The 17,920-nt window shown below is 71.4% G+C and carries 23 protein-coding genes; 13 read left to right on the top strand and 10 right to left on the bottom strand.

The window, feature by feature from the left end:
* Window positions 1–111 precede the first annotated feature (111 nt).
* A complete protein-coding gene (locus T328_RS22630) occupies window positions 112–1,506 on the top strand; it encodes an NsdA family TPR-like regulatory protein (RefSeq protein WP_496497955.1) in 1,395 nt (464 codons plus the stop codon).
* Window positions 1,507–1,509: 3 nt separating this feature from the next.
* Here T328_RS22630 and T328_RS22635 read toward each other — a convergent pair whose 3' ends face one another.
* Entirely contained in the window at window positions 1,510–2,292 is a 783-nt protein-coding gene (locus tag T328_RS22635; protein ID WP_496497956.1) for an SDR family NAD(P)-dependent oxidoreductase, read from the bottom strand.
* A gap of 413 nt (window positions 2,293–2,705) precedes the next feature.
* On the opposite strand from T328_RS22635, the gene T328_RS22640 reads away from it, so the two are divergent.
* Together T328_RS22640 and T328_RS22645 are read left to right on the top strand one after the other, a co-directional pair.
* Window positions 2,706–3,119, top strand: a complete 414-nt coding sequence (locus T328_RS22640) for an ATP-binding protein (RefSeq protein ID WP_496498063.1) — start codon at window positions 2,706–2,708, stop codon at window positions 3,117–3,119.
* Between the two features lie 211 nt (window positions 3,120–3,330).
* Window positions 3,331–3,642 (top strand): MazG-like family protein, encoded by a 312-nt coding sequence (locus T328_RS22645; RefSeq protein WP_496497957.1) that lies wholly within the window; start codon window positions 3,331–3,333, stop codon window positions 3,640–3,642.
* A gap of 134 nt (window positions 3,643–3,776) precedes the next feature.
* On the opposite strand, the gene T328_RS22650 is transcribed toward T328_RS22645, so the two are convergent.
* The 3 genes from T328_RS22650 to T328_RS22660 form a co-directional block, all read right to left on the bottom strand.
* Window positions 3,777–4,910 carry a hypothetical protein gene (locus T328_RS22650; protein WP_496497958.1) on the bottom strand — a complete coding sequence of 378 codons (1,134 nt, stop codon included), beginning with the start codon at window positions 4,908–4,910 and terminating at the stop codon, window positions 3,777–3,779.
* 123 nt (window positions 4,911–5,033) lie between these two features.
* Entirely contained in the window at window positions 5,034–5,459 is a 426-nt protein-coding gene (locus T328_RS22655; protein WP_496497959.1) for an ArsR/SmtB family transcription factor, read from the bottom strand.
* Complete coding sequence (locus T328_RS22660; protein WP_496497960.1) at window positions 5,456–5,971, bottom strand: SRPBCC domain-containing protein; 516 nt, start codon at window positions 5,969–5,971, stop codon at window positions 5,456–5,458. Before T328_RS22660 ends, T328_RS22655 begins: the two co-directional genes overlap by 4 nt.
* 492 nt (window positions 5,972–6,463) lie before the next feature.
* Here T328_RS22660 and T328_RS22665 point away from each other — a divergent pair, with 492 nt between their 5' ends.
* Window positions 6,464–7,390 (top strand): YihY/virulence factor BrkB family protein, encoded by a 927-nt coding sequence (locus T328_RS22665; protein ID WP_496497961.1) that lies wholly within the window; start codon window positions 6,464–6,466, stop codon window positions 7,388–7,390.
* Window positions 7,391–7,492: 102 nt separating this feature from the next.
* Here T328_RS22665 and T328_RS22670 read toward each other — a convergent pair whose 3' ends face one another.
* The 3 genes from T328_RS22670 to T328_RS22680 form a co-directional block, all read right to left on the bottom strand.
* On the bottom strand, window positions 7,493–7,849 hold the full coding sequence (locus tag T328_RS22670) for a PRC-barrel domain-containing protein (protein WP_496497962.1): 357 nt from the start codon (window positions 7,847–7,849) through the stop codon (window positions 7,493–7,495).
* Between the two features lie 168 nt (window positions 7,850–8,017).
* Window positions 8,018–9,112: a DUF5954 family protein gene (locus T328_RS22675; protein WP_496497963.1), complete on the bottom strand. Its 1,095-nt coding sequence runs from the start codon at window positions 9,110–9,112 to the stop codon at window positions 8,018–8,020.
* A 70-nt stretch (window positions 9,113–9,182) separates the two neighbouring features.
* Window positions 9,183–9,554, bottom strand: a complete 372-nt coding sequence (locus T328_RS22680) for an ATP-binding protein (protein ID WP_496497964.1) — start codon at window positions 9,552–9,554, stop codon at window positions 9,183–9,185.
* 171 nt (window positions 9,555–9,725) lie between these two features.
* On the opposite strand from T328_RS22680, the gene T328_RS22685 reads away from it, so the two are divergent.
* Window positions 9,726–10,556 carry a helix-turn-helix domain-containing protein gene (locus T328_RS22685; RefSeq protein WP_496497965.1) on the top strand — a complete coding sequence of 277 codons (831 nt, stop codon included), beginning with the start codon at window positions 9,726–9,728 and terminating at the stop codon, window positions 10,554–10,556.
* Complete coding sequence (locus T328_RS22690) at window positions 10,553–10,819, top strand: DUF397 domain-containing protein (protein ID WP_496497966.1); 267 nt, start codon at window positions 10,553–10,555, stop codon at window positions 10,817–10,819. Before T328_RS22685 ends, T328_RS22690 begins: the two co-directional genes overlap by 4 nt.
* 57 nt (window positions 10,820–10,876) lie before the next feature.
* Here T328_RS22690 and T328_RS22695 read toward each other — a convergent pair whose 3' ends face one another.
* On the bottom strand, window positions 10,877–11,314 hold the full coding sequence (locus T328_RS22695; protein WP_496497967.1) for a hypothetical protein: 438 nt from the start codon (window positions 11,312–11,314) through the stop codon (window positions 10,877–10,879).
* Between the two features lie 97 nt (window positions 11,315–11,411).
* On the opposite strand from T328_RS22695, the gene T328_RS22700 reads away from it, so the two are divergent.
* From T328_RS22700 to T328_RS22710, 3 genes are read left to right on the top strand one after another with little or no spacing between them, the layout of a single operon-like run.
* Window positions 11,412–11,645 (top strand): hypothetical protein, encoded by a 234-nt coding sequence (locus T328_RS22700; protein WP_496497968.1) that lies wholly within the window; start codon window positions 11,412–11,414, stop codon window positions 11,643–11,645.
* Window positions 11,617–12,144: a DUF6879 family protein gene (locus T328_RS22705; RefSeq protein ID WP_496497969.1), complete on the top strand. Its 528-nt coding sequence runs from the start codon at window positions 11,617–11,619 to the stop codon at window positions 12,142–12,144. The genes T328_RS22700 and T328_RS22705 overlap by 29 nt, the downstream gene beginning before the upstream one ends.
* 24 nt (window positions 12,145–12,168) lie before the next feature.
* Window positions 12,169–13,023: a helix-turn-helix domain-containing protein gene (locus T328_RS22710; protein ID WP_496497970.1), complete on the top strand. Its 855-nt coding sequence runs from the start codon at window positions 12,169–12,171 to the stop codon at window positions 13,021–13,023.
* 141 nt (window positions 13,024–13,164) lie between these two features.
* On the opposite strand, the gene T328_RS22715 is transcribed toward T328_RS22710, so the two are convergent.
* Window positions 13,165–14,061, bottom strand: a complete 897-nt coding sequence (locus tag T328_RS22715) for a SigB/SigF/SigG family RNA polymerase sigma factor (protein ID WP_496497971.1) — start codon at window positions 14,059–14,061, stop codon at window positions 13,165–13,167.
* A 250-nt stretch (window positions 14,062–14,311) separates the two neighbouring features.
* Complete coding sequence (locus T328_RS22720) at window positions 14,312–15,136, bottom strand: hypothetical protein (RefSeq protein WP_496497972.1); 825 nt, start codon at window positions 15,134–15,136, stop codon at window positions 14,312–14,314.
* A gap of 266 nt (window positions 15,137–15,402) precedes the next feature.
* Here T328_RS22720 and T328_RS22725 point away from each other — a divergent pair, with 266 nt between their 5' ends.
* The 4 genes from T328_RS22725 (at window position 15,403) to T328_RS22740 (ending at window position 17,897) form a co-directional block, all read left to right on the top strand.
* The gene (locus T328_RS22725) at window positions 15,403–15,600 is read left to right on the top strand and encodes a type II toxin-antitoxin system VapB family antitoxin (RefSeq protein ID WP_496497973.1); all 198 of its coding nucleotides are present in this window, start codon (window positions 15,403–15,405) and stop codon (window positions 15,598–15,600) included.
* 44 nt (window positions 15,601–15,644) lie between these two features.
* Window positions 15,645–16,076 (top strand): GNAT family N-acetyltransferase, encoded by a 432-nt coding sequence (locus T328_RS22730; protein ID WP_496497974.1) that lies wholly within the window; start codon window positions 15,645–15,647, stop codon window positions 16,074–16,076.
* 65 nt (window positions 16,077–16,141) lie between these two features.
* On the top strand, window positions 16,142–16,510 hold the full coding sequence (locus T328_RS22735; RefSeq protein WP_496497975.1) for an ArsR/SmtB family transcription factor: 369 nt from the start codon (window positions 16,142–16,144) through the stop codon (window positions 16,508–16,510).
* 100 nt (window positions 16,511–16,610) lie between these two features.
* Window positions 16,611–17,897, top strand: coding sequence for an MFS transporter (locus T328_RS22740; protein ID WP_496497976.1), 1,287 nt, complete (start codon window positions 16,611–16,613; stop codon window positions 17,895–17,897).
* Window positions 17,898–17,920: the final 23 nt, after the last annotated feature.

The following is a 17,920-nucleotide window of genomic DNA, read 5'->3' on the forward strand; positions in this document are numbered from 1 at the left end:
TACCCGCGGCAGGAGGGGGCATGGGGGTTGTACGGCTGTACGTGGGTTGCATGAAGCGCCCGCTCTCCCGAACTGCTGGAACTCTGACGCGCTGACGGGCATCATCAGCAGATGGCCCCAGCCCTCCGACGCCCAGGCGGAAACAATCGACTGGCTGCTGTCCTGGCTGACTCCGGGCTGTCCAACGCAGGGTTAGCCCGGCGGGTGAACGACCTGGCACTTCGCCAGGGAGTAACCACCCGGTACGACAAGGCATCAGTCACCCGCTGGCTGCAAGGCAAGCACCCCCGTGGCCGAGGGCCGGAGTTCATCACCACCGCACTCGCCGAGCGCTTGGGCCGTACCCTTATCCCCGCCGATCTCGGCTTCGTCGAATCGGATGCGCCCCCGATCACGGTGCGCGCCCTGACCTACGCTGAAGACGTGTCCGACTCTCTGCACACGATCGCCGAACTGGGCTCCATCGACATCTCCCGTCGCAGCCTGCTGGGCGTAGTGCCCTTCACCCTGGGCTCACTCGCCGACCCGCAGCGACACTGGCTGCTGTGGCTGGCCGAACTCGACGACAGCCTGCCGCCGAAATTGGCCGCCGCCTGCGACGGCGGTGTAGTGGAGCCCGTGCACTTCATGATTCAGACCTTCGACGAGATGGACAATCGCTTCGGCGGGGCCCACGTCCGCGCCGCGATCGTCCACTACCTCACCACCGAGGTCATCCCGCTCCTGCAACGCCACGGCATCCCCGAGAAGCAGCGGCGGCCGTTGTTCACCGCCGCAGCCAAGCTCGCCGCCACAGCAGGCTGGAGCTCCTACGACTCGGCCGAGTACGGACTCGCAGAGCGCTACATGATCCAAGCACTGCGGTTCTGTCAGGAAGGGGGCGACCAAGTGCTCGGCGGCCAGATCTGGGCTGGCCTCTCACACCTGACCACGAACCTCGGGCACCCCCGAGAAGGCGTGGATCTTGCCCGCACCGGATTGGCTACTGCCAAGCACAGCGGCAGCCAGCTGGGCCTGATGCGCCTGCACGCCATGGCCGCCCGCGGCCACGCTGCCCAGGGCAACACGCACCAGGCCACGGCCTCACTCACCGCCGCCGAGGCAGCTCTGGATGCCAGCCGCGGGCCGGACCACGAATCCCCTTGGGTGCGCTACCTCGACCGCCACTACCTCGAAGCAGAAGCCGCCCGCTGCTTCCGTGACCTGGGCGACGCCCACAACGCCGCAGCCAGCGCCGCATCATCGGTCCGCGCCAACGCCCAACGCGGACGACGGCACGCCATCAGCCAGTCCCTCCTGGCCACCGCCCAACTCCAGCAGCACCAGCTCGACGCCGCCTTGCACACCGCCACGCTCGCGCTGGACAAACTCGGATCTGGGGCAGTGCACTCCGAACGCTCCGTGCAGACCCTACGCGACTTCCGCACCCGCCTGGCACCCCATCGAAACGAGTCGGCCGTCCGTAACTTCGAACAGCGCACCATCCCCGTTCTCGGCGCTGCCTGAGTCCTAATACCCATGAGCACTGGGTGCGTTCTGGGCCCGGTCGACCGGGATATTCGCACCCGATATCCCGCTGGAGAAATCTGACAACAGGAAGGCAATCACCCTGGCGACCTCCGACGGCTCCACTAGTCGCCCACCGGGGAACTCGCCCGTGAACACCGCGAACTCCTCCGGGCTCTGCTCCCGCATCCGATCCCACCGCTTGCCCGGCACCAGTGTGGAGCCGGGCGACACCGCATTGACCCGGATACCGAACGGCCCCAGCTCCCGGGCCAGCGATGCCGCCATCGCGATCTGAGCGGCCTTGGCCGCCCCGTACTGGGCCTGGGGCGACGGCTTCCAGCCGGAGATCGACGAGACGAGCACCGCTGAGCCGCCGCCTACTGCCTTCAGATGCGGAACCGCTGCAGCGAGCAGCCGGGAACTGTAGCCGGCGTTCAGCTCCCAGGTGACTGCCCACTCCTCGCCGGACGCTTCCCCCAACCCGCGCCCACGTGCCCCACCTGCACAGGCCACCACGCTGTCCAAACCGCCGAGGGCAGCCGCTGAGCGCTCGACGAATGCCTCCACGCTGCCGGGCGCGGCCACATCCAGAGCCTCACCATGGACAACACCGGAGCCGTCAGAGCGCAACTGCTGACACGCAGTCTCCGTACGCCGCTGATCCCTGCCGCAGAGGGCCACGTCAGCCCCCGCCGAAACCAGCAGTTTGGCGAGGCTAAGGCCGATGCCCCGAGTCCCACCGGCCAGGACGCACCGCTTGCCCTCAAGACCGAAATTGCTCATGCCACCGCCTTTCAACTTGAGCAACCTACAACGCCCCGAACAACCCCGAAGCCCACTCCCCACCCCCGTCCGATCTCCGCTTTGCTAGCGGTCGACCCCGAGGGCTGCCCGGGGCAGAGCAAGTTACGACCGAAATAGTGCACGTCCCCCCGGTACTTCCCAGACCAAGGAGCGTGGTGATGACCACACTCAAGCGCGTCGCTGTCGAGGTGACGGAGGTTGGGGATCCCCTCGACTTCGCCGTCATCGCCGACATCATCGAGTCCGTCCGCATGCGGCTTTACCCGCCCGGAGGCGGGACGTTGGACGGCGCTCACCGGAGCGTGCCGTGCTCGCCCGGGCCCTCGGCCCGTGGACGTGGAGGATCAGGGAGCAGCGGGGAACTCTCCGGCCCGAGAGGCGGTGTGAGCACGATGCCGAAGTCGTCCGCTACGGCTGTGCCTGCCTACTGCGCGACTCTGCCGCGCACGGAGGCATCGGTGGCCAAGGCCCGGCGGCTGGTCTCCGCCTCGCTGCGTGTCTGGTCGCTGGAAGCCTGCGACGCCACGGCGTGCCTGGTCATCAGCGAGCTGGTGACGAACGCAGTGCGGCACGCGCGCCTGGCAGCGGTTCTCGTCCGGGTGTCTCGGGTAGGGCCCCGGCGCGTCCGGGTGGCAGTCGTCGACCTCGCCCGAACCCCGCCGACGCTCATCAACGCCGGCGTGAACGACGAGTCGGGACGGGGCCTGGCCACGGTCGCCGCGGTCTCCACGGCGTGGGGTGTCGACGCGCTGCCGTGGGGCAAGCGGGTGTGGGCGGAGTGCACCGTTCCCCTGGATGACTCGTGAACGGCCGCATCGCCGAACTGGTCTACGCCGACATCCTCATCGGCGTCCTCGTCCTCCTCGCCGTCGGGATCGCCTCGGCGGACTGAACAGACTCCCCTCGGCCCGCCAAGGTGCGCTTCAGGTCGAGGGTGAGCGGTCCCGGGCCGGCGCCAACCCCCGCCACCCGGCCCGGGACCAGACCCCCGTGCGCGCTGCCGACACAAGGACTGCAATGGACGACACCTGGAAAACGATCGAGGCGCTCTGCGAGTGGCTGGACGCCGAGAGCCCCGTCACGGGCCAGACCGCACGCCTGCTGCGCATCCTCAAAATCGGGGAAGAGTTCGGCGAGGTCGCAGAAGCCGTACACGGCATGCTCGGCACGAACCCGCGGAAGGGCAAGACCCATACGGTCGACGACCTCTGCAAGGAGCTGTGCGACGTGATCACGACGAGCATGGTGGCGCTCGCTTCGATCACCGATGACCCCGACGACGTCTTCGACGCAAGGCTTCGGGAGATCGCGGATCGTTCACTCGGCTGAAGTCAGCGGTGCGGCGTAGATCCGGAGATGGCCCCATAGGTGGTCGTGGAGCCGGTCCGCGCGCCCGCCACGCGCAGGTCCGATGGGGCGCCCGGCGGCGGGAGCGGCGGTGTACGGCGGTGTGCGGCCCGGTGTCAGCGGGGGGCGACGGTGACGTGGCGGACCTCGCGGTCGATCGGGGTGCGGGTTCCGTCCCCGTCCCTGACGTGCAGCTTCCAACCGTCGCGGGTCACCGTCGCCCCGCCGCGGAGCCGGTGCGTCTCGTCGGCCGCGTTGCCGGCGGGCGCGACCCACGTGCCGCCGTCGAGGCGGCGCTGGCCGTCCTTGGCGCCGGGAGCGTCCTCGGAGGCCTGGAAGTAGACGTTGGGGGTGCCGTCTTCGTCCCACCACAGGCTGTCGATGTACACGTCGACGGCGTCGCACTTCGTGCCGGGCTCGGCGTGCACGGGGGCCGTCTCGCCCTTGCCCGACGCGATGTCGGCGACGGTCACGGTGGCGCAGGTGTCCTCCTGGTTTCCCATCAGCGCCACTTGGGTGCCGTCGGGGCTGAAGGCCGCCGCGTCGATGGAGTCCGGGCGGTCCGGGTCGAGCTTGCGGGGTTCGGCGCCGGCGGTGACGACGTACGCCGGGAGGAGGTCGTCGCCCGGGAGGCCGGCCGGCGGGTAGGCGGCGAGCGCGGCGCCGTCCGTGCCGGCGATCAGCGTCGGCTTGATCTTCTCGTCCAGGAAGCCGTCCGCGACGGGGACCGTGGCGTCCAGCGTCCGCGGTTCGCCCGGCCGGCCGCGCGGCCCGGCGGCGAGGTCGAGGGTCGTGAGGCGGTTGCCGCGGCCGAGCCAGGCGACCTCACTGCCGCCGAAGGGCACGACCGTCTGGCACTGGCATTCGAGGTTGCGGTCGCTGCAGCCGTCGCACGGCGCGGTGGTGACCTTGCCCGTCTTCGCCGACACCACCACGATCTCGTCGCCGAGCGTCAGGGTGAAGGCGTACCTGCCGTCGCTGGTGAACAGCGGGCTGGTGCCCAGGAGGGAGATCGGGGCGCGGCCGACGCGCTCGGTGCCGTCGGCGACGATCAGCTCGGAGGTCGTCTCCTCCCAGCTCTCGCCGAAGTCCACCGTCATGTACGCGTAGACGCCCGCCGACGGCGGGGTCTTCGCGTCGCCCCCGGACGCCTCTCCGTCCCCGGGCGAACCGGTCAGCACGACGACGAGCGCGATCCCGGCCGCCGCCAGGACCGCGCCCACGCCCCATGCGATCTTGCGCAACGCCATCTCTCCACCACCTCCGGATCCGACCCGTCAGGTCTATCCGTACGGGGGCGGGACCCCTCCCCGGCCGTCCCGCGACGGCCGGGAAGACGGCCGGGGAGGGGAGGCTCCGCAGGCCCCGGCGGGTCAGCCCGGCGGGGGCGGGCTGGGGTCGGGGGCGGAGTCCGGGGCGGGGGACGGGGCGGGGGACGGGGCGGGGTTCGGGGCGGGGTTCGGGGCGGGGGGCGAGTGCGGGCGTTCGGCCAGGTCCTTGATGCGCAGCAGGCGGGTCTCCCAGGCCCGGCCTATCCGGTCCAGTTCGCGGGCGAGCGCGTTCAGCCGGGCGCCCACGGCCACGTACACGACCTCGCGTCCGCGCTGCTCGGACGCCACCAGCCCGACCTCGCGCAGCACGTCGAGGTGCTTGCCGATGGCCTGCCGGCTGACCGGCATGACCTTGGCCAGCGCCGACGCCGACATCGGGCCCTCGCCGAGACGGGTGAGGATCGTCCAGCGCGTCGGCTCGCCGAGCGCGGCGCACACGACGGGGAGGGGGGCGGCGGCTGCGGTCACGGCCGCGGCGCCGGGGCGGCGGCCGGGCCGTCGGCGGAGGCGGTCTTCTCGACGTACGCCTTGCCGGCCGCCAGCTCCTCCAGCCAGCCCTTGTCGTTGCCCTCGCGCTCCTTCAGCCACACCGCCGGGTCGTCGGAGAGGCCGGAGAACCCGCTCTCCACGACGCGCAGCGTCACCCCGCCGCCGGGGCGCTCGTCGATCCAGAACTCCACCAGCGTCGAGCCCTTCGACTCGTTCCGGGACGGGGTGGAGAGCCAGCGGAAGGCCGCGTAGCGCGGCTTGTCCAGCTCCACGGTGCGGAAGCGGAACTCGCCGTACGCGGGGTGTCGGACGACGGTCACGTCACCCTCGTGGCGCAGGTCGGGCTCGGGGTCGACCGCGCCCTCGTTGATGTACCAGCCGGGCCGCGAGACGAGGTCCCAGACCCGGTCGGCGGGGGCGTCGATGTCGATCTGCCGGGCGATCCGGTCGAGTTCGGCCAGCTCCGCGTCGGTGTACGCGATATCGCTCACGGTTCCTCCTCGTGCGTCGATCGATCTGCAACTGAAGCATTGCACATGGCCTCCATTACTGCAACCCTTGAGTTGCAGTAAGCCCGTGACACCTGCGGCGGCGATGAGTTACGGCCGTTTGAACCGTCTGCACTGGCGTGGACGGCGCTCCCGGCGGGGGTGCCTGAGCGGAAGCCGGCTACGGCACGTACAGCACATACAGCAACCTCAACCGCACCAGGACAGCCGCGGCGCGGGCCGGACACGGGGCCGGCCCGCGCCGCGGCGTATGCGGGCACGTTCGTCACGTATGCGGGTACGTTCGTCACGGGCCGGGCTTTCGACATCGACGACGCCGTTCTCCACGCCACCGGGGCCCTCCTCGGCCACCTGCCCCTCGGCCGCCGCCCCGGACGGCCGGTTGAAGAACCGGTAACCCGCACGCGACGGCCGAGGCGGTAGACAAGAGCGGTAGACAATGAGCGGAGCGAGCGAAGAACGGAGTCTGGACCGATGAAGCGTGGGGTGCACGCCCGGGGTGGGCCGTCGGAGTGGGCGCGCTACCGCGCCGCCCTGCGCCGTACCCCGGTGGCCCTGTGGAACGACGACGTCACCGACTACGCCGCCGCCCTCACGTACTACGCCATCCTCACCGTCCTGCCCACGCTCTTCGTCACCCTCACCCTCATCAGCCTCGCCGACCCCTCCGGCACCGAGGCCCTCATCGCCTACGTCGCCGGCATCGCCCCCGCCGGCTCCGGCGCCGCCCTCAACGAAGCGCTGCACGACGTCTCCCGCGGCCACTCCGCCGCCTGGATCCTCACCGCCGCGGGCGCCGCCAGCGCCGTCTGGTCCGCCTGCAGCTTCCTGTCCGTCTTCCGCCGCGCGCTGCACGCGATGTACGGCACCCCCGACAGCCGGCCCGTCCTGCGCCGCGCGCCGGCCATCCTGGCGATGGCGCTGCTGCTGCTGACGCTGCTGGTGTCGGCGGCGCTCACGCTGGTCGTCACCGGGCCGGTGGCGCGGGCGGTCGGGCGGCCGTTCGGGATCGGCGAGCAGTCGGCGGCGGCGTGGGAGTTCCTGCGCTGGCCGTTCCTGGTCTTCGTGGCCGGGCTGCTGGTGCTGCTGCTCTTCCGCTCCGGCCCGCCCGAGTCGCGCGCGGTGTCGCACGCGGTGCCGGGCGGGCTGCTGGCGGGCGGGCTGTGGCTGCTGGCGTCGGCGGGTTTCGCGCTGTACGCGTCGTACGCGGCGGGGACGTACAGCAGGCTGTACGGGTCGCTCGCGGGGGTCGTCGTCTTCCTGATCTGGCTGTGGTTCTCGAACCTGGCGCTGCTGGCGGGCGCGCAGTTCAACGCGCTGCTGGCGCGTGGGGCGGCGCCGCCGGAGGAGGAGGCGGCGCGGCCGTCGCGGCGCCGGGCGGTGCCGGCGGTGCCGCGGTAGGGGCGTGCCGCGGTGGCCGCGTACCGAGGTGGCTGCGTACCGCGGTGGGCGTGCGGTGGGTGCGTGCCGCGGGCGCGGGTACGTACCGCGGTCGCGGGTGCGTCAGCGCCGGGCCAGCCGGCGTTCGCCCGCCGCGCCCGGCTCGTATGCCAGCTCGTAGTGCCCGAAGACCGCCGGCTCCTCCCCGGACGCCAGCTCGCCGTCCGTGTCGATCGACGGCGCGCCCTTGACCAGGCCCTTGTCGTACGCGACATTCAGGTGCTCCGGGCTGACGGAGGCGCCCGCCAGCGGTACGAACACCAGCCGCCGCCGTCCCGGCACCCCGGCCTTGACGGTGGCGAAGGCCGGCGCGTCGGTGCGGGTGTCGACGTAGATGGCCTCCAGCTCGCCGATCTTGCCGCCGTCCGCGCCGCGGACCGAGTAGCCGCGCCACTCACGGATGTCGTGTGCCTCGAACATCGGGCCTCCCGGGGATGCGTCAGTCCTTGGCCGGCCGGTAGACGGTCAGCGCTCTTTCGAGCTTATCCACCAGGAACGCGGTCGGCGCGCGGGCGACCTCGCCGTCGTACGCCATCCGCGTGCCCGCGGCCGGCCGGCCCCGGGGCCGGGGACCGGAAGCCGGATGCGTCAGCCCTCGCCCCCGGCGCCCCCTTCGCTCTCGTACTCTTCGTCATCCCCTTCATCGAAGAAGATGTTGCCCTGCTCATCCATGGTGGGGTGGATCTTCGTCGGGCCCTGGTGGTCCTGGTCGGAGGGGCGGGGCGGCTCGGGACCGTCCGGTCCGATCCGCATCATCCGTTCGACGCGCACGATCTGGAACGTACGCCCCCGCGCCCGCATCTCGTTCGGGCCCCGCTGCCGCATGAACCGGTCGGCGGCCTTCCCGAAGACCTCGATGTCCCGCTCGGAGTATTCCGACTCCCAGTCGATGATCTCCCGCAGCATGGGCACGGTCCTGAGGAAGTAGCCCGCCAGGGCGCGCCGGGCCGCCTGGGGTGTGCCGAACGGCTTCGCCAGGAACATCGTCCAGGACTCCTCCAGCTGCTCCAGCACCCGGAACGCGGGCGGCAGCAGCACCACCCCCGGGTGAGTCCGCAGCGCGCGCCGGGAGTCGGCGAGGACGTCCGGCGGGAAGCGGGACGAGGTGTAGACGCTCTCAAGCAGCCCGAGCCGCTCCAGCCCTTCCGAGAGCTGCACCTCCGCCGCATGGTCGACCACGAACCCCGCGGTGCGGGAGGCGGGGTCCTTCTTCTCCAGATCCCAGTGGTCGTCCTCGGGGTGATCGGTGGGGCGGGGCGGCTCCAGCCCGCCGTCACCGATCCGGGCGAACTCGTCGGTCCGCACGATGCGGTAGCGGTCCCGTCCGACGTGCACCTCGTCGGTCCGCTCCTTCTCCAGCCGCGCCACGGCGGCCAGCAGCCGCCGCCGCTCGCGGTGGTCCTTGGCCTCGTCCCTCGCGTAGAACCACAGGTACGAGTTGAGCCCGTCCCGCGCGTCCTGGGGGAACCCGGTGTCGATGGCGTCGAGCAGCCGCCACCGCGGCCGGTCCCGCGGCGTCTGCACGGCGAACCCGAACAGCGGTCCCCGAATCCGTACGCCCGGATACCGCCGCCCGCCGTGGATCGCGTCCAGCTCGGTGACCTGGGAGACGGGGTCGTCCCGGTGAGTGACGCGGATGGTGAGATGGTCTGGCGTTGCCGGTAGCTTCCCGTAATCCCGCATGTACCAAGTGTGTTGGGACGCGGAGTGCACTGTCAGGAATTCGCGCGTAATACACACGGTCACGCACCGCTCAGGGTGTCTTGAACGCGCACCAGACGACCTTGCCGGGGCCGTTGCGCTCGGAGGTGCCCCAGTCGTCGGCGAGGGCGGCGACCAGGAGCAGCCCGCGCCCGCGGTCGTCGGTGTCCGCGGGGGAGCAGAGGCGGGGCTGGCCGTCCCCGGCGTCGTGCACCTCGACCTGCACGAGGCACTCCTCCACGACGGCCCGCACGAGGAAGACCCGCCCGGCGGGAGTGTGGCGGAGCGCGTTCGTGGCCAGCTCGGAGACGCACACGCGGATGTCGTCCGCCCGGTCCGCCGCACCCACCAGCGAGGCGACGAAGTCGCGCGCCCGGCGGACCGAGCGGGCGTTCTTGGTGAACGTACGGGCCTGGGTGGTCATGGGGTGTACCTCGTTCCGGGTCGAGCCGCGCCGCGGTCCGGAGGCCGTGCCCCCTTCGTCACTCACGCGGGTCGGATACTCACGCTTTGTACTCACAGCATCACCACCGCGACGTACGCTCACCAGGCCGGGACGCTTTCCAGACCACCTGGAACAAGGGGGATTGAACCCATGACCGAGTCATCGCCCGAACTGAACGGTGAACCCGCGAACGGCCTGGAGTGGTTCGGGCGCGAGGTGGCGGCGGCCCTTGCGCACAAGGGCGCCAGTCAGCGCGAACTGGCCGACGCCACGGGCTACAAGGAGCCGTACGTGTCCAAGGTCAAGCACGGCAAGGCGAGGGCGTCGATGTACTTCGCCGAGGGATGCGACCGCTTCTTCGACACCTCCGGGTACTTCGCCCGGTTACTGGTCCGGGTGAGCGAGCGCGGGCACCCCGGGTGGTTCGTGCCGTACATCAATCTGGAGAAGCAGGCCAAGCGGATCGAGGACTACTCCAACACGCTGATCATGGGGATGCTGCAGACGGCGGACTACGCGGAGGCCACGTTCCGGGCAACGCACCCGCGCGAGACCGACGACCAGATCAAGGCCCGGGTCGATGCCAGGCTGACCCGTCGGAAGGTCATGGTGCGCGAAAAGCCGCCCGGGCTGTGGGTGATCCTTCACGAGGCGACGCTGCGCACCGAGGTGGGCGGCCGGGCCGTCATGGCCGACCAGCTCCGACACCTTGCCTCGGAGGCGGGAAACCCCCACATCACGCTTCAGGTTCTGCGCTTCTGCGCGGGGGCTCCCGCGTCGTCGCTGCCGTTTATCCTGCTAACGCCAGACGAAGGGGCAACAGTCCTGTACTCGGAGAGCAGGGGGCAGGGGCACGTGACGGACTCCGCCGCGGCGGTGGACAACGCGCGCACGGCGTACGAGCGTCTGCGGGCGTCCGCCCGCGATCCCGAGGAATCCCTGGCCCTGATCCGAGAGACCGCGGAGGAGTACACCAGATGAGCGACACGCATGCCCCTCGCCCCCTGCAGTGGGTCAAGAGCACCTACAGCGGCGGCGAGGGCGGCAACTGCGTCGAGGTTGCGTGGGCCAAGAGCACCCACAGCGGCGGCAACGGCGGCGAGTGCATCGAATGGGCGCCGGAGCACGCGGCGACCACCGGTGAGTTCCTGGTCCGGGACAGCAAGGACCCCGACGGCCCGCACCTCACCCTGACCCGGGAAGCGTTCATCGGTTTCGTGGAGTTCGCCAAGCGCCACGGCTGACCCGCACCTCCACCGACCCCGCGCAACCGGCCCCCGCCACCGGCGGGGGCCGTCCCGTCAGCGGGCGAGTGGGAGGGCCTGCCTCATCAGCTCGCCGTCGTCGAGGGTGAGGGTGCCGGTGTGGAGCGCGTCGTGGCCGTACATCGTCCTGGCGAGTTCGATGCGGCGGTCCAGGCGCAGGCTCCAGGCGGTGTCCCTGACGTCGAGGCGGCGGCCGGAGCCGCCGATGCGGGCGGACCAGCCGGTGCAGATGACCCAGCAGGCGCAGGCGTGGTCGTGCCCGCCGCCGGAGCCGTAGAGCCCCGGGGCGTGATGGTCGGCGGCGACCGCGAGCAGATCGGGGTGCTCCAGCTCCGGCACGGGCAGGACGCCGACGACCGCGGTGGAGCCGAAGGCGCCGGTCGTGGTGTAGGCGAGCAGGCAGCGGCGGTCGGGCCAGCGGTGGGTGAGCCGGTAGACGGTGACGCGGCCGGTGCCGTTCTGCTTGCTGCCCATCGTGCTCCTCGGTCCAGGTCGGCCCCCGCGGCACCGTAGCCGCGGGGACTGACATTTCCGGCTATGTCAGCGGTGGCCGGGTGACGGGTTGCCGCCCTTGGACACCGGGAACAAGAACAGCCCGACCGTGTGGATCGACCAGAAGCAAGGGGATCTCGTACTTCAGGGCTGGAAGCCGGGTCCTGAACTCGCAGCGGAATGCGCCCGGTTCGAGGTCCCCGGCCACGCCGAGGGGATCCCCGAGGGGGAGGCCGTCATCCGCATTCCCGCCAGGATGGTGCCGATGATCAGGGAGGCGTGCGATGCCGTCGAGCGCGCCGGGATTCGATGAGTTGATGGCCGACTGCACCCGCTCAGCAGTGCACCTGGAGATGCGCGACGCCTACGGAGTCGACGACGAGGCAGAGGACTTCGCCAACTGGCACCGCACCGGACGGCGGGACACCGATCCCGCCTCGGCATACTGGGCTCCGTGGGTCGACTTGATCTCACGCACAGTTGCCCGCGGTGTCGACGTTCGCCGCGCCCGCATCGTGTCTGAGCCGGTCAGCGCATACATCCGCTTCGAGCACGGTGGAACCTCGGTCAACGTCCTGGCCGGCGAGCAGGTGCGGTGGCTGCCGCGTCGGCGCGCGTCGGACGTCGCCCTGCCCGGGAACGACTTCTGGCTGTTCGACGAGCGTTGGGTGCACTGGAACCACTTCAGCGGCGAAGGCGCGTGGACCGCCGACGAGGTCACCGAGGACCCGGCCGTGGCCAAGCTGTGCGCCGCCGCCTTTGCGGCGGTGTGGGAGCGCGCCATCCCGCACGACCAGTACGAGATCCGCTGAGAGAAAGGACCGGCAAGCCGCCTCATGCCCGTCTCCCCGTCCTCCTCCGCCCAGGCCGCGCGTGAAGTCGTCGCCGGACGGCTGCGCGCCCTTCGCAAGGAGGCCGGACTGACCGTCATCGAGCTGGCTCGCCTGTGCGGCTGGCACCACTCCAAGACCTCCCGGATAGAGAACGCCCTCACCGGGCCGTCGGCGAAGGACATCCGTGCCTGGTGCACCGCTGCCCACGCGGAGGGCGAAGCCCGGGACCTGATCGCTCAGTCCCTCAACGCCGAGTCGATGTACAGGGAGTGGCGTCACCAGATCCGCGGCGGGCTCAAGCAGTTGCAGGACAGCCTCATCCGGTTCTATCGCGACACAGCGCTGTTCCGGATGTACTCGACCACTCTCGTCCCCGGTCTCCTGCAGACCGAGGGCTACGCGGCGGCCGTGCTACGGGCCGTTGTCGATGTCGAGAACCTGCCCGCCGACGACGCCGCGGAAGCGGCACGTGCCAGAGTCGAGCGCTCCCGCATCATCCACGAACCGGGGCACCGTTTCGTGCTGCTGATCGAGGAGGCCGTCCTGCACTATCGCGTCGGTGACGCCGACGCGATGGCCGCCCAACTCGGCCATCTGCTGACCGCAGGTGCCCTTCCGGCAGTGTCGCTGGGCATCATCCCGGCAGCGACCGAAGACCGCGCCCAGTGGCCGCGGGAGACGTTCCACGTCTTCGACGACAAGCTCGTGTCGGTGGAGTTGGTCTCCGCCGAGATCAACGTTACTCAGCCGGCGGAGATCGCCCTGTACCTGAAGGCGTTCGAGGAGTTGCGCCAGCTCGCGGTGTACGGGGCCGAGGCGCGGGCGCTTGTCCTACGCGCGATCGAGGCCCTGGGCTGAGCTGGGCCACTCGGCCCCGCCGCGCGGGGCGGCGGCGTCCTCGTACGCGCCGCGCGCCGCGGCCCGCGGCCCGCAGGAGCCGCGCCGCCCGGCCGCACGCCGGGGGCGCCGGCCCGCGCCGCCCGCGGGGGCGGGGTGCGGTCACGCCGGCTCGGTCAGCCCGTCGCGCAGGCGCCGCAGGATGCCGCTCAGCAGCCGCGACACGTGCATCTGGGAGACGCCCAGCTCGGCGCCGATCTCGCTCTGCGTCATCTCGGCGCCGAACCGCAGGTCCAGCACCTTCCGGTCGCGCTCCGGCAGCGCCTCGACCAGCGGCTTGAGCGACACCAGGTTGTCGACCTTCTCCAGGTCCGGGTCCGGCGCGCCGGTGCGCCGGGCGAGGAAGGACTCGCCCTCCTCGTCGACGGCGTGGTAGTCGAGCGACGACGTCGTGTACGCGTTGGCGGCGACCAGCCCCTCGACGACCTCGTCCGGGTCCAGCCCCGTCTGCTCCGCCAGCTCCGCGACGCTCGGCCCGCGGCCGAGCGTCTGCTCCAGCCGCGCGCTCGCCTTCGCCAGCGTCAGCCGCCGCTCCTGCATGCGGCGCGGCACCCGCACCGCCCAGGAGGTGTCGCGGAAGTGGCGCTTGATCTCGCCGACGATCGTCGGCAGCGCGAAGGTGGGGAACTCGGTGCCCTCGGCGAGGTCGTAGCGGTTGATCGCCTTGATGAGGCCGACGGTGCCGACCTGGACGACGTCCTCGCGGGACTCGCTGCGCAGCCGGAAGCGGCTGACGGCGTAGCGCACGAGCGCGAGGTTCAGCTCGACGAGGGTGTTGCGGACGTACGAGTACGCGTACGTGCCCTCCTCCAGTTCCGCCAGCCGGGCGAAGAGGACGCGGGACAGGGCGCGGGCGTCGTCCGCACTCACCTCGCGCAGCTCGGGCAGCGGCGGGAGGTCGAGGCCGGCGAGCGGGTCGGCGCCGAGTACGGTCTCGGGGCCGAGTACGGTCTCGGGGCCGGTCCCGGGCCCGCGGTCGCGCGTCACGAATGTCGTCATCGTGTCCCCCTGATGTGGACTTCTGCTCGACAGGCGTTGTATGCAGCTACCCGTCATCACGGCGCCCATACCTGACCGTTACTTTGCCGCCGCAATCAACGTGACCGGAGAATCCTCCTTCCAGACGGTTTTTTCACCTGCACCTGGTCCGTTTGCAGCATGCCGGAACCGGCTACGAAGAAGACGCGAAAGCGGGCTCACCCCAATGTTCGGGGAGAGCCCGCGGTTCGGCACTCGCGTCGGTGACGGATCAGTTGTGCTCCTCGTCGATGGTGACGGCGCTGCCGTTGTCGATGTCGACGACGACCCGCACGCCGCCCTTCTTGGCCGCGGCTTCGAGGTCGCCCTCGGTGCAGCGGTCGAACCCGCCCCCGCCCTCGCCGCAGATCCAGCCGTCGCCGTTGATGGTCGTGGCGGTGGCGGTGTAGAACGCCCTCTCGGAGCCGTCGCTGTCCACGAGGGTGTACTTGCCCGGGGCCAGGTAGCCGAGTTCTCCGGAGAAGAGACCGGACGGCTTGCCGGTGTCCGAGCCGTCGCCGCCGCCGCTGCTGGCGTGGTCCTCGACGATGCTGACCGCGGTGCCGTTCTCCAGCGTCACCTTGGCGGAGACGCCGTTCTTGGCGGCGGCCTCAAGCTCCTCCTCACTGCACGGGGTGGCAGCCTGGCCGTCGGCGTCGCCGCAGATCTCACCGGCACCCTGGATGTCGGTGTCGGTCGAGGTGAAGAACGCCTGCTCGGTGTCCTTCATGTCGGTGACGGTGTACTTGCCGGGCGCCAGGTAGGAGACGGTGCCGAACCAGGTGCCGGTCGCACCCTCGCCCCCCGACTCGCCCCCCGACTCAGCCCCCGGCCCGCCCCCCGACTCGCCGCCGGCCTGCGCCTCCGTGTCGTCGACGGCAGCCGCACCGCCGCCGTCGGACTTGGCGTTCGCGTCGGAGTCCGAGACCGACGACCCCCCGGAACCGCTCGACTTCTTGCCCCCGCCCGAGTCCCCTGAACAGGACGTGAGCAGAGCGGTCGTGGCCAGCAGAGCGGCGGCGGTGAGGACGGCCTTGCGGCGGTGGCTGTGAAGCATGGTGTGGTTCCCCCCACGGTGGTACGGACATGTGGCCCGTTGGTCGGCAGGCCACGCTGTGCGTTTGTTCGATCTTGAGCCTGCCTGATCCGGTGCGCTGCCGGGAAGGGCGGTTACGAGGTGATGACCTTCTGGGCGTACCCCTGAGACGCACGGGCACGACCCGGGCACGACCCGGGCACGACCCGCCGGAACAGGCATACTTCCCACACGATCCCCGCCGTTTCGGACACGGTCGGCTTTGCTGATATCTACGGAGGTGCAAGGTGAGTCGTACGGTGATCGACCTGAACAACGGCCAGACCCTCGGCACGAGCACCACAAGGGAGGCCGTCGACACCGCCCTGCGCGAGGCGCTGGAGCACCGGCGGCGGGCTCTGGCGCTCACCCGGCTGCGGGCCGCGGTCGAAGAGGGCGCGTTCGAGCTGGACCTGATTGAGGTCAAGAGGAACCGCCGGGGGTGAACGCGGCGCGGTACCTCGGTCGGGGGCCCGTTAGGGTGTAATGCATGGATAGCGATAGTGACCCTTACGAGATACGCCCCGGCGTGCCCTCCGTCGACGTCTACCGGCGGCTGCGGACCGATGCCGGGCTCTCCGACAAGGCGCCCGAGGCGGCGGCCGTGGCGTTGCCGCGGACCTGGTACGGCGTCGTGCTGTACCACCACGGGGCGGCCGTCGGGATGGGGCGGGTCGTGGGGGACGGGGGGACCGCGTTTCAGGTGGTGGACGTGTGCGTGCACCCCGCACACCAGGGGCGGGGGCTCGGGAAGCGGATCATGGGCGCGCTCACCGCGGAGCTGGAGCGGCGGGCGCCCGTCACCGCGTACGTGTCGTTGATCGCGGACGGGCCCGCGCGATTCCTGTACGAGAAGTTCGGCTTCGCCGACGTCGCCGCGCACGACTCCGTCGGCATGTACCGCTTCATGAGCCCCCGTTGACCCCGACGGACCGGCCTAACCCGCCGGACCCCGCCGGCCGCCTCGTACGGCCATACGATGGGCACATGCCGGAGCGCGACACCGACCCCTCGCCAGCCGCCCCCGTCCACCGCCACGAGTGGACCCCCGACCGGGAGCAGCTGGAAGCCGCCAGCACGGTCTTCGCGCTGCTCTCCGACGCGACGCGGCTGCACCTGCTGTGGCTGCTCGCCGAAGGCGAGGCCGACGTCACCGAGCTGGCCACCGCCAGCGGCGCCGCCCGGCCGGCCGTCAGCCAGCACCTCGCCAAGCTGCGCCTCGCCAACCTGGTGCAGGCCAGGAAGGAGGGGCGCCGCGTCGTGTACTCGCTGCGCGACGGACACCTGCGCGGCCTCGTCGCCGAGGCGCTCAACCACGCCGACCACCTCATGACCGGCGAACCCTGGCACTCCTGAGTCCGGATCCACCGCCGCGGGAATAGTCCCCCGCACTCCTGCGTTCGACGTGTGCGTACATGCGTACATGCGCACATGAGCAAGGGATGAGGGTCAGGCCATGTTCTCCGTACTCCGCAACCGCACCTACCGGCGCCTCTTCGCCGCCCAGGCCATCGCCCTCGTCGGCACCGGCCTCGCCACCGTCGCGCTCAGCCTCCTCGCCTACGACCTCGCCGGCGGCAACGCCTCCGCCGTCCTCGGCACCGCCCTGGCCGTCAAGATGGTCGCCTACGTCGGCATCGCCCCCGTCGTCGGCGCCCTCGCCGACCGCATCCCGCGCCGCGCCCTGCTCGTCACGGCCGACCTCGTGCGCGGCGTCGTCGCGCTCGCGCTGCCGTTCGTGACCGAGGTCTGGCAGGTCTACGTGCTGATCTTCCTACTCCAGTCCGCCTCCGCGGCGTTCACCCCGACCTTCCAGGCCACCATCCCCGAGGTGCTGCCCGCCGAGCGCGACTACACCCGGGCGCTGTCGATGTCACGGCTGGCGTACGACATGGAGAGCCTGTTCAGCCCCGTGCTCGCCGCCGGGCTGCTGACGCTCATCACGTACGACCGGCTCTTCCTCGGCACCGCCGCCGGCTTCGCCGCCTCGGCCGTGCTGGTCGTCGCCGTGGCGCTGCCGAAGCCGGCGCCCCGCGAGACCCGCGGGGACGGCGGGGCGTTCGCCCGGGCCGCGTACGGCATGAAGCTCCTCGGCTCCGCGCCCCGGCTCCGCGCGCTCCTCGCGCTGAACCTCGCCGTGGCGGCGGCCGGCGCGATGGTGGTCGTGAACACCGTCGTCCTGGTCCGCGACCACTTCGACCGCCCGGTCGGCGACGTGTCGCTCGCGCTCGGCGCCTTCGGCGCCGGGTCGATGGCCGTCGCGCTGACGCTCCCCCGGGTGCTGGAGCGGGTCGGCGACCGCGCGGTGATGCTGCCGGCGGCGTTCGTGCCGGCGCCGGTGCTGGCCGTCGTCGGGGCGGGCCTCGCGGCGGGCGTACGGACCTGGCCGGCGCTGCTCGGCGCGTGGGCCGTCCTCGGGGCGGCGACCTCGGCGATGGTGACGCCAACGGGGCGGCTGATCCGCGGCGCGGTGCCGGGGAAGGCGGACCTGCCGGCGGCGTTCGCGGCGCAGTTCTCGCTGTCGCACGTCGCGTGGCTGCTGACGTACCCGCTGGCCGGTTATCTGGCGGCGCGGGCGGGGGCCGCCGTGGCGGCGGGCGCGCTGGCGGCGATCGGGCTCGTGGCCGCGGTGGCGGCGGCGCTGCTGTGGCGGCCGGAGCGTACGGGCGGGGAGGCCGCCGCGGCGTACCGGGTGGCCCGCGGCGCACGCCTCACCCGGGAGCGTACGACCACCGCGGCATAGGCACCGTCATATACCCCCCGGGG

Source organism: Streptomyces sp. CNX435 (assembly GCF_059570575.1).